The sequence below is a fragment of the Streptomyces sp. CB02980 genome (genome assembly GCF_014451325.2).
Lineage (GTDB): Bacteria > Actinomycetota > Actinomycetes > Streptomycetales > Streptomycetaceae > Streptomyces.
In genome coordinates this window covers 292,474-315,724 of sequence record NZ_JACSCH020000005.1, presented here as the reverse complement: position 1 = coordinate 315,724, position 23,251 = coordinate 292,474, and the positions used below count along the sequence as shown (strand labels likewise).

Genomic DNA, 23,251 nt, shown 5'->3' with positions numbered 1-23,251 from the left:
TCACCTCGGAACTCGTGTCGGCGGCAGCAGCGGCTCCGGCCACACCCGGCACAGCACTCCGTACAGCGCGGCGGCGACTGCGAAGGAGGCCGGCAGGCTCAGGTCGACCCCGCCCGTGAGATCGGTCAACGGACCGGTGTAGAGAGGGTTGTTGACCCAGAGGACCCCGACGACCGAGCCGAGGGCGAAGGCCGTGGCGGCCCGCGGGTTGACCCCGCCGGTGTACCAGTAACGGCCGCCCCCGCCCGTGGTGAACGTGCGCAGCGCCTCCGCGTCGTACCTGCCCCGGTGGAGCACGTACCCGACGAAGAGCACCGCCGCCCACGGGGCGACGACGGTGAGCAGCAGCGTCACGAACGCCGACATCGCGTCCATGGCGTCGTACACGACCGCCCCGAGGTACAGCACGGCCGCCGCGAGCACCGCGACCGCCGTGGTGACGGCGGCCCGTGAGGAGCGCCAGAACACGGAGTTGGCGGAGAGCCCGGCCGCGTACAGGCAGAGCCCGGCCTGCGGCAGGGTGCCCGCGAAGCCGAAGACGACCACCGCGACCGCGAACCAGCCGGGCACCGCGTCCGTCAGACCCTGGAGCCACGGCTCGTCGGGGACGGGGAAGAGGGTCGTCACGTACGCGCCGGTGAGCAGCGCGGCGAGACTGCTGAGGAACATGGAGATCCCGCTGGCCCGCACGACGCGGCCGGTGGGCGTGGAGGCGGGCATGAAGCGGGTGTAGTCGCCCTGGAAGGTGGCGTACGACAGGGGCACGGTGGCGGAGGCGGTCGCCGCGAGCAGCCAGGTGTGCAGGGTGCTGTCGAGCGCGAGCGTCCCGCCGGCGTAGCCCGCGTCGAAGTCCGGGGCGAGGACGAGCGCGGTGCCGAGGAGGACCGCGCCGCCGGTGACCGCGGTGACCTTGTACGTACGGACGAGGGTCTCGTGGCCGCGTACGGCGACCAGCGCGACCGCCGCCGCCGTCACGAACATGGCGGCGGTCAGCGCGCCGGGGCCCGTGGGGGTGGAGAACAGCCGGTGGCCGGCGACCATGACGGCGGTGCCGCCCGTCCACACGGCGATGGCGAAGAAGCCGAGCGCGGTCACCACCGTGAGGACGTTGCCGACGACCCTGCCCCGTACGCCGAAGTGCGCGCCGCTCGACACGGGATCGTTGGTGCCGGTCCGGACGCCGAAGCGGGCGAGCGGCGCGAGCAGCGCCGTGCCGACGGCCACGCCGACGGCGATGGCGCTCGCCGAGGCCCACCAGCCGAGGCCGAAGACGACGGGCAGCGCGCCGAGCACGACGGTGCCGAAGGAGAACTGCGCGGAGGGCCAGATCCAGCCGAAGTCGCCCGGGGTCGAGGTGCGTTCGGCCTCGGGCACCGGTGCGATGCCGTCGTGGTCGACCGCCGCACGGGGCGACGTCACGGTGGACGCCGCCCCGGTCGGTGTGGTGGTCATGAGGCGCCCCCGGACGGGGCGGCCCCGGGAGCGGTCGCTTCGGTGGGGGCGGCCGCGTAGCTGTCGTGCGTGGGGTCGCGCTGCTCGGGGACGCCGAGGTCCCCGGGCAGCACGTCCACCACCCGGAGGGCCGCGCACGCCGCTCCCGACATGCGCTCCCCGCTGGTCAGGTCGAAGGTGGTGTGGTGCAGGGGGCAGGTGATGCGCAGCCTGTCCCCGTCGACCCTGCCGTACTTGAGCCGGCCCCCGCGGTGGGGGCAGACGGCGGCCGCGAGGACCTTGCGGCCGCCGACCTCGACGAGGACCAGGTCCTCGGTCACCTGGCGGACGGTGGGCTCGTCGGAACCCCGCCGCCGCCCCGCGGGCACGGCCGTCATGCGACGGTCTCCCGGGCTCGCGCGACGGCCGCCTCCGTGGCCGTGCCGACGATGTCGGAGGCCAGTCGCACGCCCGCCCAGATCTTCGCCAGGTCGGGCTCATCGAGCGCCCGGATCGCCGTGCGCATGTGACTGCTGTGGTACGAGTCGATGTAGAGGTGCTCGGTGTAGTAGGCGTCGTGGGTGATCCCGAGCCGCCGCGCTGCCCGGGCGAAGCTCTGGAAGGCGTACAGCACACTGGTCTCGAAGTAGGCGTACGCGCCCAGGAAGTACTGGGGCGAGGGGGCCCGGCTCGCCAACCAGTGGAACATGTTGACGTAGGCGAAGCACTCGGGGGTCGTCTCGTCGAGGTAGTCGTCGAGCCGGAGGCTCAGGCCGAGCTCGGTGAGCAGGTCGCGGTAGAGCTGGGAGTGCGCCTTCTCCTCGTTGCCGCAGCCGAGTTCGTCGATGAGGACGCGGAAGACCGCCATCGCCGAGCGGTACGGGAGCCGGGGCACGACCGGCAGCAGCGACTCCGACTCGGTGAGACCGTCGAGCGCGAACTGCCGCACCACGGTCGTGAACTGATCGAGCGTCGCGTGCTCGGCGAGGAAGGTGGCGCTCTCCGGGAGCGACGCCTCCTCCTCGGCGAGGAACTCCTTGAGTGCCTGGAGGAGCTCGCCGGGCGAGCCGAACCGGGGCGCGGAGGCCTCGTACGCACGCGCCTTGGGCAGGATCCAGCGCTCCTCGATCGCGGTCATCGACCCGTAGTCGCCGAGGTTGGGGACCCGCCGGTAGAGGCTGTGCAGCTCGCGCTGGGAGGTCGCGGCCGGGGCGGTGATCGAGTGCGCGGCCACCGGGACGGCGGACGGGGCGGCCGCGGAGGGAGCGGCGGGGGTGGTGCTCATGCCGCCTTCGCCTCCTCGTGCACGGTCGGGGAGGCGATCACGCCGCGCCGGTGCAGTTCCTTCTTGACCCAGCGGTACCAGTCGTCCTTGAAGACGCCGTACCGCTCGCAGACGGTGTTGATCTCCGCCTGCCGGTCGGGGGTCGGGTCGACCAGCATCGCGTTGCACAGCGAGGGTTCGAGGTTGGCCAGCGGGCCGATGAAGCCGTCGATGCCGCGGGCGTCGACGAGGAGGTTCTCCCAGCCCTCGAAGACCGGGATGCCGGTGCCGGCCTCGGCCATGTTCCGGGTGAAGGCGGCGTCGCCGCTGGACTCCTTGATGCCGACGATCCCCGGGATCTCCTTGCAGATCCGGATCAGGGTGTCGAACTCGATGCGATTGCCCGAGAGCGCCTCCTCGTTGTAGAGGAAGATCGGGATGTCGAGGGCCGCGCGGATCGCCTTGTAGTGCTCGACGATCCCGTCCTGCGTCACCTCGGCGCCGAACGGCGTGGTGACGACGACGGCGTCGGCGCCGATCGCGGCCGCCGTCCGGGCCCGGTCGATCACCGCGTCGGTGTCGGGGAGCTGGATGCCGGCGAGGACGGGCAGACCGCCCGCGTGCCGGACGGTGTACGTGACGACGTCCTGCCACTGCCGCGCGTCGAGCTTCCAGCCCTCGCCGGACGTCAGGGCCGGCATGAAGCCGTTGACCTCGGCGCGGATGTGGTCCAGGAGACGGACGACGCTCGGCTCGTCGACGACGCCGTGCTCGTCGAACGGGGTGATCAGCGGGACGACGGTCCCGGAGTAGGTGCCAGGCATGAGTGGGGTGCCCTTCGGAACGACTTCAGAGGATTTCGGAGACGACCTTCAGGACCAGCGACCGCCGGTAGAGGTCCTCCAGGTACGCCGGGAACGACGGCTCCTCGCCGAGGGCGGGAGCGTCGGCCGGGACGAGCGGGGCCAGCGGTACGACGGGCAGGCCGGCCGCCGCCCGGACGAGCCGGGGACTCGCCGTGTGGAGCACGCCCCCGCGGCCGATGACCTGGGCGAGCAGCAGGCGTTCATGGGCGGGCAGACCGTCGAGCGCGGGCTCGGTGAAGGCCCGGCGGACGTCGTCCTCGGCGTAGGCGATCCGGTCGATGGCCAGGTCCGTGTGGAGGACGTCCATGAACGGGTAGTACTCGTCCTGCAGTTCCCGCTCGTAGCCCCACACGAGGTCGTCGCAGCGGCCGACCTGCTCCCAGCTCATGACGACCCCGCCCGCTTCCCCCGCGGCCAGCCGGCCGGCGAAGAAGGCCTTGGCGGCCACGCGGACCGCGTCGTCCTTGCTGTGCATGCCCATGAACGTGGTGGCGTCGATGAACACCACCGGGTCGGCGTCAGACGGCATAGCGCTCGAGCACCTTCCGCATCCGCTCCATCGCGCCGGCGAACAGCTCCGGCTCGCGGGCCAGGGCCAGGCGCACGAAGCGCTCGCCCTTCTCCTTGGTGTTCCAGTAGAAGAAGGTGCCCGGCAGGACGTACACCTCCTCGTCGAAGAGGACGGCCTGGAGCTGGGTGGCCGTAAGGTGCTCCGGCTTGATGCGGAACCAGGCGACGCTGGTGCCGACGACCGGCTCCTGGAACTCCAGGATGGTGCCGCTGAGGGCGTCGCGGGCGGCCTCGCCGTTGGTGCGGATGATGTCGCGGACGGAGGCGAAACCGTCGGTGATGGAGTCCTCGACGTACTGCGTGACCATGTTGAGGACGAACGGCGAGACGTTCAGGAGGACGCTGGTGTGGAGGTTGTAGACCTCCTCCTGGATGTCCTGGCTGGCCGTGATCATGGCGCACTTGGCGTCCTGGATCGGCCAGGTCTTGCCGGTGTCCTCCATGACCATGTACGTGACGCCGGACTCCTCCAGGAGCCGGTAGATGTCCACCCGGCCGATGCCCTCGTCGCAGAGCGCGAAGGACGCGAAGCAGAAGTCCATCACCAGGACCTTGTCGTGGTCCACGCAGTAGCGGACGACCTCGCGGAAGCCCTCCAGCTTCTCGGCGAGCAGGGTGAACCCGGTGGGGTTGTTGGGGTCGACGAGGTAGATCGCGTCCGCGGTGATCTCCTCGACGAGCCGCTCGTAGATGGCGTCCTTGTCGTGCAGCGCCGACTCGGCGAACGGGGCGATCGGCACCTGCATGTTGCGCAGCAGGTCGACCAGGTTGTCGAAGCAGGGCTCGACCAACTGCACCGACATCCCGCGCTGCTTGAGGAACATGCCGGCGACCATGGTCGACACGCTCGCGGAGTACGAAAGGAGCGTGCGGCCCATCGCACGGGCGGTGGGCTGCTGGTGCAGCCGGAAGAAGGCGTCCAGGAACTGCCGCTCGAAGTGCGCCTGCTGCTTCGACTCGGACTCGTGCCACAGCTCGGGAAGCCGCGAGACGATCCGCTCCTGGGAGGTGGACTGACGCTGGTGGGTGTGCGCGTCGGCCAGGTTGAACCGGGTCTTCAGGGCTTCGATCTCGTGCTGGGTGAGGTCGACGAACGTGCTGACGTCTGCCTTGTCGGTCAACGACATGAAGAACTCCCGCTGTCGATACGAATCTCCGTCCGGAATTCCGGCGGCGTGAATGACTGTAGGAGCTTCGAGCGGCCTTGCGAATAACGGCCGGGTCACGCAATTAATAATCACCGCGATGTTCTGCGGGCGAAAAAAAGGAACGACGGCCAGGCATTCCTCGTAAAGGAATGCCTGGCCGTCGTTCCGGTGGTGCGGCCGCTTTTGGCGGCGTATTCAACTATTCAGTGGCGGCCTTCAGCAGGATGTCCTCGAACACCTTCGGGTCGTCCGAGCCGATCACCGGCCAGCCGATGCCGTAGGCGCCCTCCCAGTCCACCTCGATGCCGGGGTTGGCGTGGTCGGAGCCGTCGGGCAGGAACAGGTGGGGGCTGCAGTCCACCCGGTCGCTCTGGGCGAGCGCCGCCTGGTCCGCGAGCGACCGGCGCGCGCGCCCGTCGTCCAGGGCCTCGGCGAGGGCGTCGACGTCGACGGCGCCGGTCTCGGCGGCCACGTCGAGGATCACCTTGCGGTGGCTGATGCAGCGCGATTCGGCCCAGAAGGCCCGGCGGAGCCCGAGGTCGAGCTGTTCCGATGCGCGCAGGCTCTGTGCCTTGGCGGCGAGCACCGCCTCCAGGGCGGGCAGGGTCGTCGACGGGTAGAGCCAGTCCTTGGCCTGCCACAGCTGCCAGCCGGCGGCCGGCTCCAGGCTGGCCATCCGGGCGACCTCGCTGTCCGTGCCGGGGCGCGGGCTCGGGGCGTCGTTGAGCAGTTCGAGGGGGAAGGCGCGCAGGTCGAAGGAGACCTGCTCCTCCAGGCCGAGACGGGCCCGGGTGGTGTGCAGCCGGTGGATCGCGATGTGCGCGAAGGAACACCAGATGTCGGAGAAGACGGTGACGACTCCGCGCGGCGGCGTCAGGTCGGCGGTGGTCGGGTCGGACATGGTTCTCCTCGGTTCGTGCGGGGATCTCAGGCGGCGGGGGGCTCGACGGCGTCGAGCGCGGCCTCGAGGTCGAGGTCGGCGTCGGGCAGCCAGGCGGGCAGGGAGGGGATACGGGCCATCGCCTCGAAGAGCCGCGGTACGGCGGCCTCGCGGACGGTCGGCCCATGGGCGCTCAGCAGCTTCGCGGGGCGCAGGGCGGCCAGCTCGTGCACCGGCCGGAGGAATTTCGTCTCGTCGACCAGCGCGGTCCACGGGGCTATCGCCCGGTTCAGGACCTCGAAGCCGTGGAAGAATTCCGCCTCGGAAAGGTCGGTGAACTCGTGGCTGATTTTCTCGACGACGGTCCCGAAACTGTCGGAGCTGTAGAGCGTTCCATCGGAATGGTCGAACACGGCGAGAGTTCCGGGTGAATCGAAAGTGGGCGGCCGGTGAAAACTCAGCTCACGGTCGCCGACTTTCACACGACTTCCCGGGTTCGCGGTGACGACCCGTTCCTGCGGAATGCTGAACTCTTCCGATATTCGCGTCAGCGATATGGCGTTGGCGAGGACCTTCGCGTTCGGCGCCGCCTCCAGGATCCGGGCGAGGGCGCCGGTGTGGTCGCGGTCGTCGTGGGTGACGACGACCCAGCGCAGATCGGCCGGCTCGATCAGCGACCAGAGGGAGTCCAGGAAGCCCTCCCGGTCGACGGGCATGCCGGTGTCCACGAGGATCGGCTGGCCGGACCGGAGGAGGAAGGCGTTCACCGGCTGGTCGCCGAGGCCCGGGATGGGCAGTGCCGAGGGGAGGACGTGGAGGTCCGGCCCGGCGGTGTAGGACGCTTTCATGACACACCTTTCATGACGCACCGTGCGGGCCGTGGCCCCCGGGCGGGGTCCCGGGGGAGTGCCGGCCTCGGTCAGACGAGCTGGATGGTCAGGGAGCCGGCGATCAGCAGGGCGAGCCCCAGGGTGCGCGGCTTCGTGAGGGAGCGCTGGGGGAGCTTGAAGAGGCCCTTGTGGTCGATCAGGGCCGAGGTGAGCTGCTGCCCGGTCACGGTGAGCGCGATGGTCACCGCGGCCCCGATCTCGGGGATGAGCAGGAAGGTTCCGGTGACGTAGGCGGCGGCGCAGGCGCCACCGAGCCAGCCCCACCAGGGCATCTTCTTCAGCGGGGCGATCTTGGGCTTCGGCGTCTTCCGGGTCGCGTACAGCACGAGCAGGACGACGGCGATGGTGAAGGTCGCCACGGCGAAGCTGATCACGGCGACGGTGACGGGCTGCTTGAGCTGGGCCCGCAGCTGGGCGTTGACCGCGCCCTGCACGGGCAGCACGGCTCCGGCGACGACGCCGAGGGCGAGCCAGCCGGCGCGGCCGGCGCTCGACATCTTGGGGGCGCCGGGAGGGGCCGCCGCCTTCATGCCCCGGATGATCACGACGATGCCGGCGAGCACGGCCACGGCGCCGACGACGATCCCGGCGCTCAGGTCCTGCTTCTCGAGACCGAGGAGACCGAAGAGGTCGAGCGCGAGCGAGGCGAACATCTGGCCGGTGACGAAGAGTCCGACGGCGGCGAGGGCGCCGAGTCGTGGGAAGAGCAGGATGCCGCTGGTGATGTAGAGCGGACTGGCGAGTCCGCCGAGCAGCTGCCAGGGCTCGACGTCGGGCAGTTTGCCGAGCGCGCCGAGCGCTCCGGCCGCCACCGCGAGCACGGTCAGCAGACCGGTCGCGACGCCGAGCTGGATGGTCGAGGCGCCGTACGGGGTGCCGACGGCCGAGTTGAGCTGGAGGTTCACCGAGGCCTGGACGGCCAGGAGGCAGCCGACCAGCAGGGCCGCGGCGAGGAGCGCGGTGTGCATCTGGATCTCCCTGGGGCGGGATGGCGAGCGGATAAGTGGACACTGAGTCCGTTTAGCATGCCATGGGACATGGCAAACGGACAAGGTGTCCACTTAGCCTCAGGGGAAGTAAGGTCTGGTCCATGAGCGACGAAGAGCAGCGGGGTCGTGGAGCCGCCTCCGTCCACCGGGTCGGCGGGCTCCTCGGCGATCTTCAGGCCGCGGACGATCAGCCGGTCGCCCCGCGCAGACGCGCGGACGCGGAACGCAACCGTGCCCAGATCCTGGCCGCGGCCGAGCAGCTCTTCGCCCAGCAGGATCCGCGGACGGTCACCATGGACCGGATCGCCAAGGCCGCCGGGGTGGGCCGGGCCACGCTCTACCGGAGCTTCCCCGATCCCTCGTCGGTCGCCGTCGCACTGCTCGACGAGCACGAGCGCCGGCTCCAGGGTCAGCTCATCTACGGCCCGCCGCCGCTCGGCCCCGGCGCACCCGCGGGAGAGCGGCTTGCGGCGTTCTACCTGGCGATGCTCGATCTCCTGGAACGGCACCTGCCGCTTGCCCTCGGCGCGGAGACCGGTCCCGCGCGCTTCCGGACCGGCGCGTACGGCTTCTGGCGCGTACACGTCCGCACGCTGCTCGTCGACCACGGGATCCAGGACCCGGACCCGCTGATCGACATCGCGCTCAGCCCGCTGTCACCCGAGCTCTACCAGTTCCAGCGGCACGAACTCGGCCTGTCGACCGAACGCGTCGGCCGCTCCCTCGCCGACTTCGCGCGCCAGCTGCTGCGTTCGGGGGAGTGAGGCGGGGCGGCGCGCCGCCGGGCGCCCCTTCCCGGGACGCCCGCGCGGCTATGCGCCGGGCCGTCTCCCGGCCGGGTGGACCAGACCCGGGAGGATCAACTTCCAGATGCGGTCGAGCCGTTGCTCGGCGGGACCGTGCAGGGCGCCGCTGTCGGCGCTCCTCGGGTCGTCGCTGGGCCAGCACTCGTCGGACGGACCGTTCGGGCAGCGCATCTCCAGCTCGACCCCGGTGATCACATAGCCGATCAGCGCGGCGACCGCCGTCGCGTCCACGCCGGGACGCAGGGCCTTCTCGGCCTCCGCGTAGCGTGCCAGGCGCGCCACCTCGCGCCGCCAGGGGCAGTCCCGGGAGAACCCCGGGTCGGCTAATTGAAGTTCCCGCGCGAGGCGTTCACCGGCCCGCGCCGTCGGGTCGGTCTCGAAGAGCCGTATCAGCGCGTGCGTGGCGATCACCAGCTTGTCGATCGCGGTGCCGCCGACGCCCTCCGTGGACAGGCACGCCGACTCGACCGTGATCCGGGTGGCCGCGTGGGCCCGCCCGTGGACCGCCGTCGCGAGCTCCGCCTTGGTCGCGAAGTGGAAGACGAGCGCGCCGGTCGTCACCTGGGCCTCACCGGCGATCCTGGCGAGCGAGGCCCGCTCGTACCCGTGCCTGTCGAATACCCTCGCGGCCGCCGACAGGATTTCCTGTCTCGTACGTGCCGCCCGCTGCTGAATCGCCATGAGCTCCCCCGTCGGCTTGCCAGAAGGTGCCGGAGCGTGATGTTCCGGCCCGCGCCTGTGACCGACTCGAAACTATCCGGCCGGGGAGCCACGAAACGTGCCCTCTCGCCCCACCGGCCGAAACTGGGGCTTGACGGGCATCTCCACCCCAGGTCGCGGGCGCACACCCCACGCCGGGGGCGTGTGAAGTGTCCGGAACCGGAGCCATGCCCTGTCAGGTGGATTCGGCCGTTCCGGCGCCGGCGGAGGTCCGCGCGCGTGAGCGGGATACGGCCACGCCGGCCAGGCACAGCGCGCCTCCGGCGAGCGTGAGCAGCCCCGGCAGTTCGCCGAGGAACAGCCACGCCATCAGCACCACCAGGGCGGGCACGGCGTACGTCGTCGCGCCCATCCGCCCCGCGGTCGTCCGGGCCAGGGCGTAGGCCCAGGTCGTGAACGCGAGCGCCGTCGGGAACACCCCCAGATAGACCATGTTCAGGGTCGCCGACAGCGGGGCCCGGCCCGCCTCGTCGACCAGCTGCCCGGCGAACGGCAGACAGGCCACCGCCCCCACCAGGCACCCGAACGTCGTCACCTGGAGCGCGCTGCCGTGGGCGAGCGCCGGCTTCTGCGCCACGACCCCGCCCGCGTACGCCATCGCCGCCAGGACGCAGAGGAGTACGCCGAGCAGCGAGGCGTGTGCGCCGGAGGAGGCGCGGGACATGGAGAGACCCACGACCACCGCGCCCGCGAAGGAGACCGCCATGCCCGCGAGCAGCCGCGGCGGCAGGGACTCCTTCAGAAAGCGGGCGCCGAGCAGCGCGATCAGGATCGGCCCGATGTTCACCACCATCGCCGCCGTGCCCGCGTCGACCTCCTGCTCGCCCCAGTTGAGCACCACCATGTACACCCCGAACCAGAGCAGGCCCGAGACCAGGATCCCCGGCCAGGCCGCCCGGGGCGGCAGCCCCTCCCGCCGGATCAGGAGGACGGCTCCCAGGACCAGAGAGCCGGCGAGCAGCCGCCCGAGCGCGAGAGCACCGGGGGAGTAGGCCTCTCCCGCGCTGCGGATGGAGACGAAGGCGGAGGCCCACAGGACGACCGTGACACCGGCGGCGGCGAGGGCGAGCCGCGAGGATTGCTTCTGCATGGCTCGACCGTAGGACGCGGACCCTTCGGCGCTCACCGCAATATCCCCGGAGCCGGAGCCGGAGCCGGAGCCGGAGCCGGAGCCGGAGCCGGAGCCGGAGCCGGGAGCGGGCCCGTGCCCGGGGGCGGGCCCGGGCCGGGGGTCGCCGTGCGGCAGCGGCCTCATCGCAGTTCCTCCGGAGCGATGCCGAGGTTCTCGTACAGCGCGCTCTCGCCCCGCCCGGTCACCTTCACGGCCCGCTCGGACCCGATCCGTACGCACCACTCGTCGTCCAGCGCGTGCCGGCACAACGCGGCGCCCGCGAGCCCCGCGAGGTGCGGCCGGCGCTCGGTCCAGTCGAGACAGCCGCGCGCGACGGGCCGCCGCCCCCGGCGTACGAGAGGGATGCCCAGCTCGTCGAACCAGGCCAGGCCCCGGTCCGTGAGCGCGAACCCGGTGTCCTGGCGCAGCAGTCCGCGGACCGTCATCGCCTCGGTGATCGCGATGCCGAGCCGCCCGGCGAGATGGTCGTAACAGGTCCGGCCCCGGGCCATCGCCCGTCCGGCGCTCGCGGCGCCCAGCGAGCGGGGCGGCGGGGGCACCGCCGGCTCGGACCGGGTGGCCAGGTCCTCGACGAGATGCGCGATCCCGGGGTCGGCGAGGCGCACGTACCGGTGACGGCCCTGCCGTTCCTCCGCGAGCACCCCGCCGGTGACGAGCTTTCCGAGGTGCTCGCTGGCGGTGGACGGGGCCACGCCCGCGTGCCGGGCGAGTTCCCCGGAGGTCCAGGCCCGCCCGTCGAGCAGGGCGAGCAGGAACGCGGCGCGGGTCTCGTCCGCGAAGAGCGCCGCGAGCGCGGCGAGGTCACTGGCTGCCATGCGTCCAGCCTCCCGCACTCACGCTTCGGCGGTGGCCGAACTGTCCTACGGGGCGGAGGGGTGGGTCGCGGGCCGCGCCGCGGACTCGTGCACCTGGGCGTCGTACTGGAGCCGCAGCCCGTCGAGCAGCGCCCGCAGGCCCGTGGCGAAGGCGCCCTCGTCGACCTTCTGGCGGTGCTCGGCGAGGCGGTGCGCCTGGCCGAGGTGCGGGTAGTCGGCCGGGTCGTAGGCCGCCTCGTCGTCGACGAAGCCGCGCGCGAAGGAGCCGAGGGCCGAGCCGGTGATGAAGTACCGCATCAGCGCGCCGATGGAGGTGGCCTGGGCCGGCGGCCAGCCCGCGCGGACCATCGCGCCGAAGACGGCGTCCGCGACGCGCAGGCCCGCCGGGCGGCGGCCGGGGCCCTGGGCGAGGACCGGGACGATGTGCGGGTGGTCGGCGAGGGCGGCGCGGTAGGAGACGGCCCAGTCGTGCAGCGCCGTCTGCCAGTCGCGGCCGTCGTCCTCCGCGAACATCGACAGATCGATCTTCGCGCTCACCGCGTCGGCGACGGCGTCGAGGATCTCGTCCTTGGTGCGGAAGTGGTTGTAGAGCGAGGGTCCGCTGACCCCGAGCTCGGCCGCGAGCCGCCGGGTCGAGAGCGCGTCGAGGCCCTCCGCGTCCACGAGCGCGCCCGCCGTCTCGACGATGCGGTCTCGGCTGAGCAGGGGCTTGCGCGGTCGGGCCATGGCGCACATAGTAGGCCTGCACCGCAAAAACTAGCAGTGGTAATTAAATGGTCGGGTGAGGTGGGCGCCGCATGAATCTGGAACTCAGCGAGGAGCAGGAAGCCGTACGGCGGCTCGCCGAGGACTTCGTCGCGCGCGAGGTCACCCCGCACGCCGCGGTGTGGGACCGCGCCGAGGAGGTGGACCGGGCGATCGTGAAGAAGCTCGGCGCCGTCGGCTTCCTCGGGCTCACGATCCCGGAGGAGTACGGCGGCTCCGGCGGCGACCACCTCGCGTACTGCCTCGTGACCGAGGAACTCGGCCGCGGCGACTCCTCCGTGCGCGGCATCGTCTCCGTCTCCCTCGGCCTGGTCGCCAAGACCGTCGCCGCCTGGGGCAGCGAGGAGCAGAAGCGGGAGTGGCTGCCCCGGCTCGCGTCCGGCGAGGCGCTCGGCTGCTTCGGCCTCACCGAGCCCGGCACCGGATCCGACGCCGGGAACCTCGCCACCCGCGCCGTGCGCGACGGCGACGACTACCTCATCAGCGGCACCAAGATGTTCATCACCAACGGCACCTGGGCCGAGGTCGTGCTGCTCTTCGCCCGCACCAACGACACCCCCGGCCACAAGGGCGTCTCCGCGTTCCTCGTCCCCACCGACTCCCCCGGGCTCACCCGCCGCGCCATCCACGGCAAGCTCGGATTGCGCGGCCAGGCCACCGCCGAACTCGTCCTCGAGGACGTCCGCGTCCCGGCCGCCGCGATGCTCGGCCCCGAGGGCAAGGGCTTCACCGTCGCCATGTCCGCCCTCGCCAAGGGCCGGATGTCCGTCGCCGCCGGCTGCGTCGGCATCGCCCAGGCCGCCCTCGACGCGGCCGTCCGGTACGCCGGGGAGCGCGAGCAGTTCGGCAAGCCCATCGCCTCGTACCAGCTCGTGCAGGAACTGATCAGCGACATCGCCGTCGACGTGGACGCCGCCCGGCTGCTCACCTGGCGGGTCGCCGACCTGATCGACCGCAGCCAGGACTTCGCGACCGCCGCCTCCAAGGCGAAGCTGTACGCCTCCGAGGCCGCCGTCCGCGCCGCGAACAACGCCCTCCAGGTCTTCGGCGGCTACGGCTACATCGACGAGTACCCGGTCGGCAAGCTTCTCCGGGACGCCCGCGTCATGACCCTGTACGAGGGCACCAGTCAGATCCAGAAGCTCATCATCGGCCGGGCGCTGACGGGGGTCTCGGCGTTCTGACCCCGTCCGGGTCCATCGGCCGGCCCTTCTGAGTACCTCGCTGAGTACGCGGACGGATGTGGCGCCGGCCACATCCGTCCGATGCTGTGCCCATGAGTGACACACCGGTCAAGCAGCAGAACACCGCCGCCTACTACGCCCAGGCCGTCGCCTCCTTCTCGCTCGCCCTCGGGGCCGTGGCCGTAGGCATCTACCAGCTGGAGGCCAGCGCCTGGGTCCGCGCCTTCCTCGCCGTCGCGGTCCTCTACCTCACCACCTCGGCCTTCACGCTCGCCAAGGTCGTCCGCGACCGCCAGGAGGCCGGGCAGATCGTCAGCCGGGTCGACCAGGCCCGTCTTGAGAAGCTGCTTGCCGAGCACGACCCCTTCCAGAAGCTCTGACCGCTCGGCGGGCCCTGAGCTGCCGCTCTCCGTCTCTAAGCGCTTGCTCACCCTCGTTGGTATGGTGAGCGTCCTGACGGGGTCCGAGAGGGAGTGTGGGATGAGCGCGGCGGAGGAGACGCCCGGGGGCGAGGACATGCCCTGGGGCGAGGTCACGCCCGAGGCGGCCCGGCGACTGCTGGTGGCCGCCGTCGAGGCGTTCGCCGAGCGCGGCTACCACGCCACCACCACCCGGGACATCGCCGGCCGCGCGGGGATGAGCCCGGCCGCGCTCTACATCCACTACAAGACCAAGGAAGAGCTGCTCCACCGGATCAGCCGCATCGGTCACGACAAGGCCCTGGAGATCCTCCGGGCAGCGGCCGCCGGCGACGGCACGGCCGCCGAGCGCCTCGCCGACGCGGTGCGCTCCTTCGTCCGCTGGCACGCCGAGCGCCACACCACCGCGCGGGTCGTCCAGTACGAGCTCGACGCCCTCGGCCCCGAGCACCGGGCCGAGATCGTGGAGCTGCGCCGCCAGTCCGACGCGGCGGTGCGCGGCATCATCGACGAGGGCGTGGCGGCGGGCGAGTTCGACGTGCCGGACGTCGCCGGCACCACGGTCGCCGTGCTCTCGCTCTGCATCGACGTCTCGCGCTGGTTCAACGCCCAGGGACGCCGGTCGCCCGACGAGGTCGGCGCGCTCTACGCCGACCTCGTCCTCAGGATGGTCGGCGCTCAGAAGTAGTAGCGGGAGACCGACTCGGCGACGCAGACCGGCTTCTCGGAGTCCTCGCGCTCCACCGTCACGGCCGCCGTCACCTGCACACCGCCGCCGGCCTCCTCGACCTTCGTCAGGACGGCCGTGGCGCGCAGTCGCGAGCCGACCGGCACGGGCGCGGGGAAACGCACCTTCTCCGTGCCGTAGTTGAGGCCCATCTTCATGCCCTCGACCCGCAGCACCTGCGGAACGAACAGCGGGAGCAGCGACAGGGTCAGATAGCCGTGCGCGATGGTCGTGCCGAACGGGCCGGTGGCCGCGCGCTCCGGGTCCACGTGGATCCACTGGTGGTCCCCGGTCGCCTCGGCGAAGAGGTCGATCCGCTTCTGGTCGATCTCCACCCAGTCGCTGTGCCCCAGCTGTTCGCCGACCCCCGCGCGCAGCTCCTCGGCGGAGGTGAAGATCCTCGGCTCGGCCATGTTCCTGTTCCCTTCTGGTCCGGTATGCCCCACCTGGTGCGGCATACCCAACGGTCGGTATCTAAGCGCTTGCTCAGCATGTGGGGTGACCGGTCCGCTGTCAACGGACCAGTAGGGTCGCGGGGTGCCGCAGATTCCAGAGAAGATCCACGAGCTCACCGTCGGCCAGCTCTCCGCCCGTAGTGGGGCCGCCGTCTCCGCCCTCCACTTCTACGAGGCGAAGGGGCTCATCAGCAGCCGCCGCACCACCGGCAACCAGCGCCGCTACGGCCGCGACACCCTGCGCCGGGTCGCCTTCGTCCGCGCCGCGCAGCGCGTGGGGATCCCGCTGGCGACGATCCGCCAGGCCCTCGCCCAGCTCCCGGAGGAGCGCACGCCGACGAACGAGGACTGGGCCCGGCTCTCGGCGGCCTGGCGCACCGAGCTGGACGAGCGCATCAAACAGCTCGGCCGGCTCCGCGACCACCTGACGGACTGCATCGGCTGCGGCTGCCTCTCCCTGGAGACCTGCGTGCTGTCCAACCCCGACGACGCCTTCGGCGAGCGGATGGCGGGCTCCCGCCTGCTGCCGGTGCGCAACCCCGCCCCGGGCGGCGACGAAGCCTAGGAGCGTCTCGCCGGTCAGGCCGGGCTCGCGGCGTGATCGACAGGACCCCTGGCGGGTGTCCGGCGGATCACGGCCGGGGCCGCGGCCCATCCGACCCTGATCCGCCGGGCAGGCCCCAGCCCGCGAGGGCCGCGGCGACCAGCTCCGCGTTGGAGCGCGCCCGGGTGCCGTCCGGCATCAGCACGGTGTCCTCGAACCCGATTCTGGCGACCAGGCCCAGCCGCCGGGCGAGCCGCAGCACCGGCCAGGCGCCGGCGTCCTCGCCGTGCAGCAACACGGGCACGCCGGGAGGCAGTTCGAGCCCGGACAGCAGGGAGCGCCAGGCTTCCTCGGCCCCGCTCCCGGCCGGCGGGCACGGGACCTTCACGAGGACCCGTCCTACGTGGGGTGCGAGCGGCCGGCGGGCGAAGCGTTCCGGTCCGTCCGTACGGGCCCACAGTCCGGCCTCGATCCCGATCCCGCGCTCCAGGAGCACCCCCGCCACCTCCTCCGCCCCCGGCTCGTGCCAGTCGACCGACACCAGGTCGGGCAGCACCTCCCAGGACCGGACCCGCTCCACCCGGCGCCCGGCGTCGGGCTCGGCGGCCGCCGCGGTCGTGACCCGCACACCCCTGCCCACCGCCGCCCGGACCGAGGTCAGGACGGGTCCGAGCACCCGGGGCGAGAGCGACGTACCCCCGCACGGCGTCCGGGGATGCACCCGCACCTCCCCGGCGCCCGCCGCCACCGCCCGCGCCGCGGACTCCGCGAGCGACTCGGGCGACATCGGCACCGCCGCCGAATCCCCGGGCCCCCGTGTCCCGTTGAGACAGACCTGCAGCACCGGCGCCCCCGGCGGAACCTGCGGCACGTCGGGTCGCCGCGGACTCACGCCGCCGACGCCAGCGAGCGGTTCCGCTCCCCACGGGCGCGGGCCAGCGCCCCCGAGGTGAGGACCGCGCGCGGCACACCCACCCCGCAGTCCCCGCAGACCGGGCCGAGCCACGGCTCGTACGTGTCGCCGGAGCCGGCCCATTCGATGCGCGGCCCCGCGCACACCGGGCACCGCTCGCCCGGGTCGCTCTCCAGGGCCGTGATCAGCCGCCGCAGCACCTCGGGCAGCGGGTCCGACGGGTGCACGGCCGGATCGCCGCACCGCACCACGCCGTTGCCGCCCCAGACGCGCCGGTGCCAGTCGTCGAGGGCGCCGAGCCCGCGCAGCCCCTCGTGCTTCTCGCGCCGCCGCCGGGCGGCGAACTCCTCCTCGTACGCGAGCCACACGGCCCGCGCCTCCTCCAGCTCGTCGAGCGCGGCGATCAGCCGCCCGGGGTCGAGCTCCCGGTCCTCGGGTCCGAACCGGTGCCTGCGGCACAGGTGGTCCCACGTAGCCCTGTGCCCGTACGGCGCGAACCGCTCCAGACACTTGCGCAGCGAGTACCTGCGCAGGGCTGTGTCGCACCCCGGATCGCGCACCTGTCTCGCGAGACTCCGGAAACCGGCCATCTCCCGCCACCTCCGTCGCTGGTCGTTCCGCGGTATCAGAGGGACGAACGAGCGCCCCGCCGTGTTCCATCGAAATTCGGATGGCAGCCATCAGTGGGGGCCGAGGGGCTTCCGAGGAAGGGCGGAACGGAGGAGTCCGGCGAGGCGCGCAGAAGCCGCGGAACGACGAGACGGTGAGGCCCCGAGGAGGTTCGGGGAGGCGCCCGTACCCCCTCCTACCTGCCCGTCCGTGCCGCCGACACCACCACCCGGGCCAGTTCCGCGCGGCAGATGTCGGCGTGGGAGCGGACCACGTCCGCCGTGTCGACGCTCACGCACCCCGAGGCCGGCACTCCCTCGCGCAGCACCGTCGCCAGCGGCCGTACGACCGTCCCGGGCACCGCCTGGACGCCGTCGTGCCCGATCGCCGCCCAGCGCGGGTCGCCCGAACCGAGCAGACCGGCGGCCCGGGTCAGCGACGCCGAGTCGCCCGCGAGCCGGGACGCCAGCGGGTAGAACACGCCGAGGGCCGTGTCGTGCCGCGAGTAGCAGGCCACCACGGGCCCCCGGACCCGGTTCTGCAGGTCCCGCAGCGAGCCCGGGCGCCCGGGGTCGTGCGGCAGCCGGGCCGCGAACGCGTAGTGCGAGAAGGCGCCCTGGAGGAGGGTCACGGAGGCGACCGGACGGGCCCCCGACGGCAGCCCCTTCAGCGCGTACGCGACGAGCCGGGCGCCCATGCTGTGGCCGACCAGGTGGACACGGAGGCGGGGGGCGGCGAGGGCGACCTCGCCGAGCAGCGGCCCGAGTCCGGACTCGCCGACGCGGCCGGCCCGCTTCTTCATCACGTAGTACGTGGCCTGGCGCAGAACCTCCCGGGCCCCCTTCCAGTACCGCTTGAGCCCCTCCCCGAAGCCCTCCGCGGAACCGAATCCCTCCGCGGAGCCGGAGCCCTCCGTGGAGCCGGGGCCCTCTGCGGAGTCGGCCCCCTGCCCGGCCCCCTGCCCGGCCCCCCGCCCGAGGCCCTCCGTCCGGCCGGCGTCCGCCTCCAGCGCCTCGGTGAACAGGGCGCACACCTCCAGCGGGTCCGCGACCAGGAACTCCGGCACCGGCTCCCGGGACCCGGCGGCGCCCGCCCGGCCGGCCTCACCGACGGTCACGTCCGTCAGCTCCCGCAGCAGCGCGCCGAACTCGGCGAACGCCGCCTCGTCCGACGGCGCCGTCACGAGGAGTTCGGTGAGCCGGTCGAGGACCGGCTCCTTCTCCGGAAGGACCGTCACGAGGGCCCGGTAGTCGGGCACCGGCTCGCCGGTGAACATCATCGAGGGCCAGATCACGCCCGCGTACCCGGCCTCGACGCCGGGGGCGAGCAGACCGGGGAAGGGCTCGAAGAAGTCGGAGCAGAGCCGGGTGGCGCCGGCCGGGGAGCTGTTCCACCCGTGCGCGAACACCACCAGGTCGGTGAGGCCCTGCCGGGCCAGTGCGGCGAGGGCCGCCGGCTGCCCCGCGGGCCCGTCGCCCTCCTTGTCGAAGGTGATCTCCCGGTACGGCTCCACACTCATCCCGGTCACGGCCCGAACCGTCCCTCCCCGTCGAGGTGGCCGTCGCACCCGGACGCGCCAAGCGCGGGCGGCGGCTCCATCGCCAGCATGCCCGCGCGTGGCCCCGGCCAGACCTCGACCGGGAGGCGTACCTTTCGGACGGACCGTGACCGACCCCCGTACGGTCACGGCCGGCCCACCGGTACCTCCCGCCTCAGCGGATGCGCGCCGCCGTGATCCGGGGGAAGTGGATCAGCAGGTCGTACGCGGTGGAGAGACGTTCCTGGTGCACGGCGCCCGGCCAGGGGTACGCCGTTCCGATGCCCCGGGTCGGCCGGGGGGTGCCGAGCCAGTCGCGCGCGGCCGGTGTCGAGCGCCGCAGGTCCAGGTAGAACGCGCCGGGCGAGACCCGGTCCAGGGTGTGGGCGTTGCTGTCCGGGCCGAGCGTGCCGACGGTGAAGCGCCGCAGCGGCTCGCCGGGGGCCTCGGTGTCGTGCGAGTTGAAGGACCCCTGCCCGAAGGAGGCGCCGACGCTCACGTAGTCCCGGCCGAGCGCGTCCCGCAGGAAGGCGCCCTGGAGCCGCGGGTACTGGTCGGGCTTCGGGGTCTCGTAGCCGACGTGCCCGTTGTGCGCGGAGAGCACGATCCGGTCGCCGGTCTGCCGCTGCCACCACACGGTGTTCTCGGCCATGACCCGGTCGCGGTAGAGCATGGCCTGGGCGATCCCCTCGTCCGTGAACACGTCGTGGGCGTACTCGGTGCCTACCTGGGCGATGGCCCGTGCGTGCTGCACCGCCCACTGGGCCGCCTCACGCGCGCGGGGGTCCTTCGCGGGCCGCTGCCGCTCCAGGAGGGCGAGCGCCGTGTTCACATCGGCGGCCATCCGCTGCCGCTCGGGGCGCGGCTTGGTCATGTACCCCTTCATCCAGTCCTCGACCTCGCCCGTGGGGCGCGAGTTCCGGTACAGCTCCTCGAAGCGGGGGAGGAGCGCGGGATGGGTGCGGGCCACGTACGAGGTCACGCGGTCGAAGACGTTCGCGCCCGCGTAGCCGAGGTCGTTGCCCATGAAGCGGACCTGGTGATCGGGGTGGAGCTGGTTGTGCCGCCGCATCCAGCGGAAGAGGTCGAGGTACTCCTCGGTGTTCCAGAGGCGGTACGACTCCTGGAACTCGTCCCGCATGATCGCCCGGATGTCGCCGCGGCCGGTGCGCACCCACTCGTCGACGAGCAGCCCGGTGGACCAGTTGGCCTCCAGGGCGAAGGTGGTGAAGCCCTTGCGCTCCACGAGGTGTTCGAAGATCCGGTGCTTGGCGGTGAAGAACTCCGCCGAGCTGTGGGTGGCCTCGCCGACGCCGACCACCTTGGCCGAGCCGATCATCCGGTCGAGCGGCCGGAGATCGGTGAACGGTTGCGCCGTGCGGGCGAGTTCGCGCGCCGGATCGGGAACGGCCGGGGCCACGGCGGCCCCGGCGGCGGGCGCCAGGGAGCCGAGGCAGGCGGCCAGGAGGAGTCCGACGAGGGGCAGTCGGCGTCGTAAGGAGGAGCCGGAGAGGTTCATGGGCCAAGCCTGGTCGGCGGGATGCCGCCGTGACATCCCGCCGGCACCCCTGCCGATCATGGGGACAACCCCACCCCGCCCGCCGCTCCGCCGGCTCCGGGGCAACCGGCCTCAGCGGTACAGCAGATACTCCCTCCGCACCGCCCGGAAGGCCGCCAGGTCCGCCTGCCACGCCCCGACGACCTCGTCCACCCCGGCGCCGGCGTCGATCAGCGTCCGCACCCGCGTCGAACCCGTCAGCTTGTCGATCCAGTTGTCCGCCCGCCAGGCGAAGCCGGACCAGGAGCTCCGGGCGGTGACCAGGAGCCCGATCCCGGCCCGCACCGGATCGAAGGACTCCCGGTCGTGGACGTGCAGCTGCACCCCGCCCACGGTCTTCCCCTGGAACTTGGAGAAGGTCGGCGCGAAGTACGCCTCGCGGAACCGGACGCCGGGCAGGCCGAGCGCGTTCGCCGCCTCCGCCCACCGCCGGTCGATCCCCTCCGCGCCGAGGAGTTCGAAGGGGCGGGTGGTGCCCCGGCCCTCGGAGAGGTTCGTCCCCTCGAAGAGGCAGGTGCCGGAGTAGACGAGCGCGGTCTCCGGCGTCGGCATGTTGGGGCTGGGCGGCACCCAGGGCAGCCCGGTCGTGTCGAAGAAGTCCGTCCGCCGCCAGCCCGTCATCCGTACGGTCTCCAGGGCGACCGGCGTCGCGAGGAACTCGCCGTTGAAGAGGCGGGCCAGCTCGGCCACCGTCATGCCGTGCGCCTGCGCGATCGGCTCGCGTCCGACGAAGGTGGCGAACGCCCGGTCCAGGACGGGGCCCAGTGCCGCCCGCCCGGTCACCGGGTTCGGCCGGTCCAGGACCACGAACCGCTTACCGGCGAGCGCGGCGGCCACCATGCAGTCGTACAGCGTCCAGATGTAGGTGTAGAAGCGGGCGCCGGCGTCCTGGATGTCGAAGACGACCGTGTCCACGCCGGAGGCGGTGAAGACGTCCGCGAGCGGCTGCCCGCTCTTCAGATACGTGTCGTAGACGGGCAGCCCGGTCGCCGGGTCGTCGTACCGCCCCTCGGAGCCGCCCGCCTGCGCGGTGCCCCGGAAACCGTGCTCCGGGCCGAAGACGGCCACCAGCTCCACCCGCTCGTCGGCGTGCATCACGTCGACGATGTGCCGGGCGTCCCGGGTGATGCCGGTCGGGTTGGTGACGATGCCGACGCGCTCCCCGGCGAGCAGCGCGTACCCGTCGTCGGCGAGGCGCTCGAATCCGGTCCGTACGCGCGCGTGTCCGTGCGGCTGCCCCGCCGCCGGGGCGGTGGGCGCGCCGGCCGAAGCGGTGGGCGCGGAGGCCGCCACCGCCCCGAGGGCGCCCCCGGCGGCCAGCAGACTCCGTCGCGACAGGCCCATGCGAAACCTCCTCGATCGCCGTCCCCGGCCGGGGCGCGTGACATGGGCACGCACGCTAGCGGTCCTGACCGCCCACGGGAACGAGGCAAGCGGCCGACACTCTTCCGTCTTTCCATACCGACTGGTTAGTCTGTCCGCGTCTCACACGGCAGCACAGGTCATCACGGGTCGTCACAGGTCGGCACAGGCCGTCGAGCGGAGAGGTGGGTCCATGAGCGAGGGCACGAACCAGGTCCAGGGCGCCGGAGTCGTCGTCACGGGAGCGGGCGGCGGGATCGGTGCCGCCCTCGCGCGCCGGTTCGCGGCCGAGGGGGCCCGGGTCGTCGTCAACGACCTCGACCCCGTCCGCACCAAGGCGGTCGCCGAGGAGATCGGCGCCTTCGCCGTCCCCGGAGACGCCTCCGCCGTCGTCGACCGGGCCCGCGAGGCCCTCGGCGGCACCGTCGACATCTGGTGCGCCAACGCCGGCCTCTCCTCGCCCGGCGACGCCTTCGCCGACGAGGACGTCTGGGCCGCCGCCTGGGACGTCAACGTCATGGCCCACGTCCGTGCGGCCCGCGCCCTGCTCCCCGACTGGCTGGAGCGCGGCAGCGGCCGCTTCGTCTCCACGGTCTCCGCCGCCGGACTGCTCACCATGATCGGCGCGGCGCCGTACAGCGTCTCCAAGCACGGCGCGTACGCCTTCGCCGAGTGGCTCTCCCTCACCTACCGGCACCGCGGCCTCGCCGTCCATGCCATCTGCCCGCAGGGCGTCCGTACGGACATGCTCACGGCCGCCGGAACGGCAGGCGACCTCGTCCTCGCCCCGACCGCCATCGAGCCCGAGGACGTCGCCGACGCCCTCCTCGACGCGATCTCCGCCGACCGCTTCCTCGTCCTGCCGCACCCCGAGGTGGCCGGTTACTACCGCAACCGGGCCACCGACCCGGAGCGCTGGCTCGGCACCATGAACCACGTTCAGCAGACCTGGGAGACGGGCACGCGCTAGCCGGGCCCGATCGGATGCGAAGATCTACCGGCGGGAACGCGTTCCCCTGACCGAAAATCATCATCGAGAACGACCACCAAGGAAGGCGGCGGAGCATGGCCAGGACGACGGACGGGAGCGGCGCACCCGTCCCCCAGAGGCTCCTCGCCGCCGCCACCCGGCTCTTCGCGGAGCAGGGGTACGACCGCACCTCCGTCCAGGAGATCGTCGAGGCCGCCGGGGTCACCAAGGGCGCGCTCTACCACTACTTCGGCTCCAAGGAGGACCTCCTCCAGGAGGTCTACTCCCGCGTCCTGCGCCTCCAGCAGGAGCGCCTCGACGCCTTCGCGGACGCCGACGCGCCCATCGGGGACCGGCTGCGCGACGCCGCCGCCGACGTCGTCGTCACTACCATCGAGAACCTCGACGACGCCGCCATCTTCTTCCGCTCCATGCACCACCTCAGCCCGGAGAAGAACAAGCAGGTCAGGTCGGAGCGGCGGCGCTACCACGAGCGGTTCCGCGCCCTGATCGAGGAGGGGCAGCGGACCGGGGTGTTCTCCTCGGCGACCCCCGCCGACCTGGTCGTCGACTACCACTTCGGCTCGGTGCACCACCTTTCCACCTGGTACCGCCCGGACGGCCCGCTCACCCCCGAGCAGGTCGCCGGCCACCTCGCCGACCTGCTGCTCCGGGCCCTGCGGCCCTGACGGCCCCT

The 23,251-nt window shown here is 72.4% G+C and carries 26 protein-coding genes; 7 read left to right on the top strand and 19 right to left on the bottom strand.

The genetic code is table 11. The annotated features are described in order from the left end of the window. The 9 genes from E0F75_RS13920 to E0F75_RS13880 form a co-directional block, all read right to left on the bottom strand. A complete protein-coding gene (locus tag E0F75_RS13920) occupies nt 1-1,452 on the bottom strand; it encodes a cytosine permease (RefSeq protein ID WP_194480744.1) in 1,452 nt (483 codons plus the stop codon). Then, nucleotides 1,449-1,829: a Rieske 2Fe-2S domain-containing protein gene (locus tag E0F75_RS13915; RefSeq protein ID WP_187622815.1), complete on the bottom strand. Its 381-nt coding sequence runs from the start codon at nt 1,827-1,829 to the stop codon at nt 1,449-1,451. Before E0F75_RS13915 ends, E0F75_RS13920 begins: the two co-directional genes overlap by 4 nt. After that, on the bottom strand, nt 1,826-2,716 hold the full coding sequence (locus E0F75_RS13910) for an iron-containing redox enzyme family protein (RefSeq protein ID WP_187622814.1): 891 nt from the start codon (nt 2,714-2,716) through the stop codon (nt 1,826-1,828). Before E0F75_RS13910 ends, E0F75_RS13915 begins: the two co-directional genes overlap by 4 nt. After that, on the bottom strand, nt 2,713-3,519 hold the full coding sequence (locus E0F75_RS13905) for a dihydrodipicolinate synthase family protein (protein ID WP_187622813.1): 807 nt from the start codon (nt 3,517-3,519) through the stop codon (nt 2,713-2,715). Before E0F75_RS13905 ends, E0F75_RS13910 begins: the two co-directional genes overlap by 4 nt. A 25-nt stretch (nt 3,520-3,544) precedes the next feature. Continuing rightward, complete coding sequence (locus E0F75_RS13900; protein ID WP_187622812.1) at nt 3,545-4,090, bottom strand: DUF6190 family protein; 546 nt, start codon at nt 4,088-4,090, stop codon at nt 3,545-3,547. Beyond that, entirely contained in the window at nt 4,080-5,258 is a 1,179-nt protein-coding gene (locus E0F75_RS13895) for an aminotransferase class I/II-fold pyridoxal phosphate-dependent enzyme (RefSeq protein ID WP_187622811.1), read from the bottom strand. Before E0F75_RS13895 ends, E0F75_RS13900 begins: the two co-directional genes overlap by 11 nt. A 220-nt stretch (nt 5,259-5,478) precedes the next feature. Continuing rightward, nucleotides 5,479-6,180, bottom strand: a complete 702-nt coding sequence (locus E0F75_RS13890) for a DsbA family protein (RefSeq protein WP_187622810.1) — start codon at nt 6,178-6,180, stop codon at nt 5,479-5,481. Nucleotides 6,181-6,206: 26 nt separating this feature from the next. Then, complete coding sequence (locus tag E0F75_RS13885) at nt 6,207-7,007, bottom strand: MBL fold metallo-hydrolase (RefSeq protein WP_187622809.1); 801 nt, start codon at nt 7,005-7,007, stop codon at nt 6,207-6,209. Between the two features lie 71 nt (nt 7,008-7,078). Next, nucleotides 7,079-8,017 (bottom strand): DMT family transporter, encoded by a 939-nt coding sequence (locus E0F75_RS13880; RefSeq protein WP_187622808.1) that lies wholly within the window; start codon nt 8,015-8,017, stop codon nt 7,079-7,081. A gap of 122 nt (nt 8,018-8,139) precedes the next feature. On the opposite strand from E0F75_RS13880, the gene E0F75_RS13875 reads away from it, so the two are divergent. Further along, the gene (locus tag E0F75_RS13875; RefSeq protein ID WP_187622807.1) at nt 8,140-8,802 is read left to right on the top strand and encodes a TetR/AcrR family transcriptional regulator; all 663 of its coding nucleotides are present in this window, start codon (nt 8,140-8,142) and stop codon (nt 8,800-8,802) included. 48 nt (nt 8,803-8,850) lie between these two features. On the opposite strand, the gene E0F75_RS13870 is transcribed toward E0F75_RS13875, so the two are convergent. The 4 genes from E0F75_RS13870 to E0F75_RS13855 form a co-directional block, all read right to left on the bottom strand. After that, a complete protein-coding gene (locus tag E0F75_RS13870; RefSeq protein WP_187622806.1) occupies nt 8,851-9,525 on the bottom strand; it encodes a TetR/AcrR family transcriptional regulator in 675 nt (224 codons plus the stop codon). 214 nt (nt 9,526-9,739) lie between these two features. After that, entirely contained in the window at nt 9,740-10,654 is a 915-nt protein-coding gene (locus E0F75_RS13865) for a DMT family transporter (protein WP_187622805.1), read from the bottom strand. A 161-nt stretch (nt 10,655-10,815) separates the two neighbouring features. Further along, nucleotides 10,816-11,511, bottom strand: a complete 696-nt coding sequence (locus E0F75_RS13860) for a helix-turn-helix transcriptional regulator (RefSeq protein WP_187622804.1) — start codon at nt 11,509-11,511, stop codon at nt 10,816-10,818. 45 nt (nt 11,512-11,556) lie between these two features. Further along, nucleotides 11,557-12,237 carry a TetR/AcrR family transcriptional regulator gene (locus E0F75_RS13855; protein WP_187622803.1) on the bottom strand — a complete coding sequence of 227 codons (681 nt, stop codon included), beginning with the start codon at nt 12,235-12,237 and terminating at the stop codon, nt 11,557-11,559. Between the two features lie 71 nt (nt 12,238-12,308). Between E0F75_RS13855 and E0F75_RS13850 the strand changes: the two genes are divergently transcribed. From E0F75_RS13850 to E0F75_RS13840, 3 genes are all read left to right on the top strand, one after another. Then, entirely contained in the window at nt 12,309-13,460 is a 1,152-nt protein-coding gene (locus tag E0F75_RS13850) for an acyl-CoA dehydrogenase family protein (RefSeq protein WP_187622802.1), read from the top strand. A 92-nt stretch (nt 13,461-13,552) separates the two neighbouring features. After that, nucleotides 13,553-13,840, top strand: coding sequence for a YiaA/YiaB family inner membrane protein (locus E0F75_RS13845; protein WP_030315864.1), 288 nt, complete (start codon nt 13,553-13,555; stop codon nt 13,838-13,840). A 100-nt stretch (nt 13,841-13,940) separates the two neighbouring features. Next, nucleotides 13,941-14,567, top strand: a complete 627-nt coding sequence (locus tag E0F75_RS13840; RefSeq protein ID WP_187622801.1) for a TetR/AcrR family transcriptional regulator — start codon at nt 13,941-13,943, stop codon at nt 14,565-14,567. On the opposite strand, the gene E0F75_RS13835 is transcribed toward E0F75_RS13840, so the two are convergent. Beyond that, nucleotides 14,558-15,019 carry a MaoC family dehydratase gene (locus tag E0F75_RS13835; RefSeq protein ID WP_187622800.1) on the bottom strand — a complete coding sequence of 154 codons (462 nt, stop codon included), beginning with the start codon at nt 15,017-15,019 and terminating at the stop codon, nt 14,558-14,560. The two genes, E0F75_RS13840 and E0F75_RS13835, sit on opposite strands and share 10 nt — an antisense overlap. 124 nt (nt 15,020-15,143) lie before the next feature. On the opposite strand from E0F75_RS13835, the gene soxR reads away from it, so the two are divergent. Next, nucleotides 15,144-15,626: a redox-sensitive transcriptional activator SoxR gene (soxR, locus tag E0F75_RS13830; RefSeq protein WP_187622799.1), complete on the top strand. Its 483-nt coding sequence runs from the start codon at nt 15,144-15,146 to the stop codon at nt 15,624-15,626. A 67-nt stretch (nt 15,627-15,693) separates the two neighbouring features. On the opposite strand, the gene E0F75_RS13825 is transcribed toward soxR, so the two are convergent. The 5 genes from E0F75_RS13825 to E0F75_RS13805 form a co-directional block, all read right to left on the bottom strand. Then, the gene (locus tag E0F75_RS13825; protein WP_187622935.1) at nt 15,694-16,449 is read right to left on the bottom strand and encodes a 3-keto-5-aminohexanoate cleavage protein; all 756 of its coding nucleotides are present in this window, start codon (nt 16,447-16,449) and stop codon (nt 15,694-15,696) included. A 44-nt stretch (nt 16,450-16,493) separates the two neighbouring features. Continuing rightward, nucleotides 16,494-17,108, bottom strand: coding sequence for a hypothetical protein (locus E0F75_RS13820; protein ID WP_187622798.1), 615 nt, complete (start codon nt 17,106-17,108; stop codon nt 16,494-16,496). A 215-nt stretch (nt 17,109-17,323) separates the two neighbouring features. After that, nucleotides 17,324-18,646: a serine-threonine protein kinase gene (locus tag E0F75_RS13815; protein WP_187622934.1), complete on the bottom strand. Its 1,323-nt coding sequence runs from the start codon at nt 18,644-18,646 to the stop codon at nt 17,324-17,326. A gap of 193 nt (nt 18,647-18,839) precedes the next feature. Continuing rightward, nucleotides 18,840-20,183, bottom strand: coding sequence for an erythromycin esterase family protein (locus E0F75_RS13810; protein WP_187622797.1), 1,344 nt, complete (start codon nt 20,181-20,183; stop codon nt 18,840-18,842). A 111-nt stretch (nt 20,184-20,294) separates the two neighbouring features. Further along, on the bottom strand, nt 20,295-21,566 hold the full coding sequence (locus E0F75_RS13805) for an exo-beta-N-acetylmuramidase NamZ domain-containing protein (protein WP_187622796.1): 1,272 nt from the start codon (nt 21,564-21,566) through the stop codon (nt 20,295-20,297). 211 nt (nt 21,567-21,777) lie between these two features. On the opposite strand from E0F75_RS13805, the gene E0F75_RS13800 reads away from it, so the two are divergent. Further along, entirely contained in the window at nt 21,778-22,554 is a 777-nt protein-coding gene (locus tag E0F75_RS13800; RefSeq protein ID WP_187622795.1) for an SDR family oxidoreductase, read from the top strand. 95 nt (nt 22,555-22,649) lie between these two features. Then, complete coding sequence (locus tag E0F75_RS13795; RefSeq protein WP_187622794.1) at nt 22,650-23,243, top strand: TetR/AcrR family transcriptional regulator; 594 nt, start codon at nt 22,650-22,652, stop codon at nt 23,241-23,243. The last annotated feature ends 8 nt before the right edge of the window (nt 23,244-23,251 follow it).

Bases quoted from the DNA above. Each gene is read 5' to 3' on its own strand.
- E0F75_RS13920 (WP_194480744.1), bottom strand. From the start codon at position 1,452: ATGACCACCACACCGACCGGGGCGGCGTCCACCGTGACGTCGCCCCGT.
- E0F75_RS13915 (WP_187622815.1), bottom strand. From the start codon at position 1,829: ATGACGGCCGTGCCCGCGGGGCGGCGGCGGGGTTCCGACGAGCCCACC.
- E0F75_RS13910 (WP_187622814.1), bottom strand. From the start codon at position 2,716: ATGAGCACCACCCCCGCCGCTCCCTCCGCGGCCGCCCCGTCCGCCGTC.
- E0F75_RS13905 (WP_187622813.1), bottom strand. From the start codon at position 3,519: ATGCCTGGCACCTACTCCGGGACCGTCGTCCCGCTGATCACCCCGTTC.
- E0F75_RS13900 (WP_187622812.1), bottom strand. From the start codon at position 4,090: ATGCCGTCTGACGCCGACCCGGTGGTGTTCATCGACGCCACCACGTTC.
- E0F75_RS13895 (WP_187622811.1), bottom strand. From the start codon at position 5,258: ATGTCGTTGACCGACAAGGCAGACGTCAGCACGTTCGTCGACCTCACC.
- E0F75_RS13890 (WP_187622810.1), bottom strand. From the start codon at position 6,180: ATGTCCGACCCGACCACCGCCGACCTGACGCCGCCGCGCGGAGTCGTC.
- E0F75_RS13885 (WP_187622809.1), bottom strand. From the start codon at position 7,007: ATGAAAGCGTCCTACACCGCCGGGCCGGACCTCCACGTCCTCCCCTCG.
- E0F75_RS13880 (WP_187622808.1), bottom strand. From the start codon at position 8,017: ATGCACACCGCGCTCCTCGCCGCGGCCCTGCTGGTCGGCTGCCTCCTG.
- E0F75_RS13875 (WP_187622807.1), top strand. From the start codon at position 8,140: ATGAGCGACGAAGAGCAGCGGGGTCGTGGAGCCGCCTCCGTCCACCGG.
- E0F75_RS13870 (WP_187622806.1), bottom strand. From the start codon at position 9,525: ATGGCGATTCAGCAGCGGGCGGCACGTACGAGACAGGAAATCCTGTCG.
- E0F75_RS13865 (WP_187622805.1), bottom strand. From the start codon at position 10,654: ATGCAGAAGCAATCCTCGCGGCTCGCCCTCGCCGCCGCCGGTGTCACG.
- E0F75_RS13860 (WP_187622804.1), bottom strand. From the start codon at position 11,511: ATGGCAGCCAGTGACCTCGCCGCGCTCGCGGCGCTCTTCGCGGACGAG.
- E0F75_RS13855 (WP_187622803.1), bottom strand. From the start codon at position 12,237: ATGGCCCGACCGCGCAAGCCCCTGCTCAGCCGAGACCGCATCGTCGAG.
- E0F75_RS13850 (WP_187622802.1), top strand. From the start codon at position 12,309: ATGAATCTGGAACTCAGCGAGGAGCAGGAAGCCGTACGGCGGCTCGCC.
- E0F75_RS13845 (WP_030315864.1), top strand. From the start codon at position 13,553: ATGAGTGACACACCGGTCAAGCAGCAGAACACCGCCGCCTACTACGCC.
- E0F75_RS13840 (WP_187622801.1), top strand. From the start codon at position 13,941: ATGAGCGCGGCGGAGGAGACGCCCGGGGGCGAGGACATGCCCTGGGGC.
- E0F75_RS13835 (WP_187622800.1), bottom strand. From the start codon at position 15,019: ATGGCCGAGCCGAGGATCTTCACCTCCGCCGAGGAGCTGCGCGCGGGG.
- E0F75_RS13820 (WP_187622798.1), bottom strand. From the start codon at position 17,108: ATGGCCGGTTTCCGGAGTCTCGCGAGACAGGTGCGCGATCCGGGGTGC.
- E0F75_RS13815 (WP_187622934.1), bottom strand. From the start codon at position 18,646: ATGAGTGTGGAGCCGTACCGGGAGATCACCTTCGACAAGGAGGGCGAC.
- E0F75_RS13810 (WP_187622797.1), bottom strand. From the start codon at position 20,183: ATGAACCTCTCCGGCTCCTCCTTACGACGCCGACTGCCCCTCGTCGGA.
- E0F75_RS13805 (WP_187622796.1), bottom strand. From the start codon at position 21,566: ATGGGCCTGTCGCGACGGAGTCTGCTGGCCGCCGGGGGCGCCCTCGGG.
- E0F75_RS13800 (WP_187622795.1), top strand. From the start codon at position 21,778: ATGAGCGAGGGCACGAACCAGGTCCAGGGCGCCGGAGTCGTCGTCACG.
- E0F75_RS13795 (WP_187622794.1), top strand. From the start codon at position 22,650: ATGGCCAGGACGACGGACGGGAGCGGCGCACCCGTCCCCCAGAGGCTC.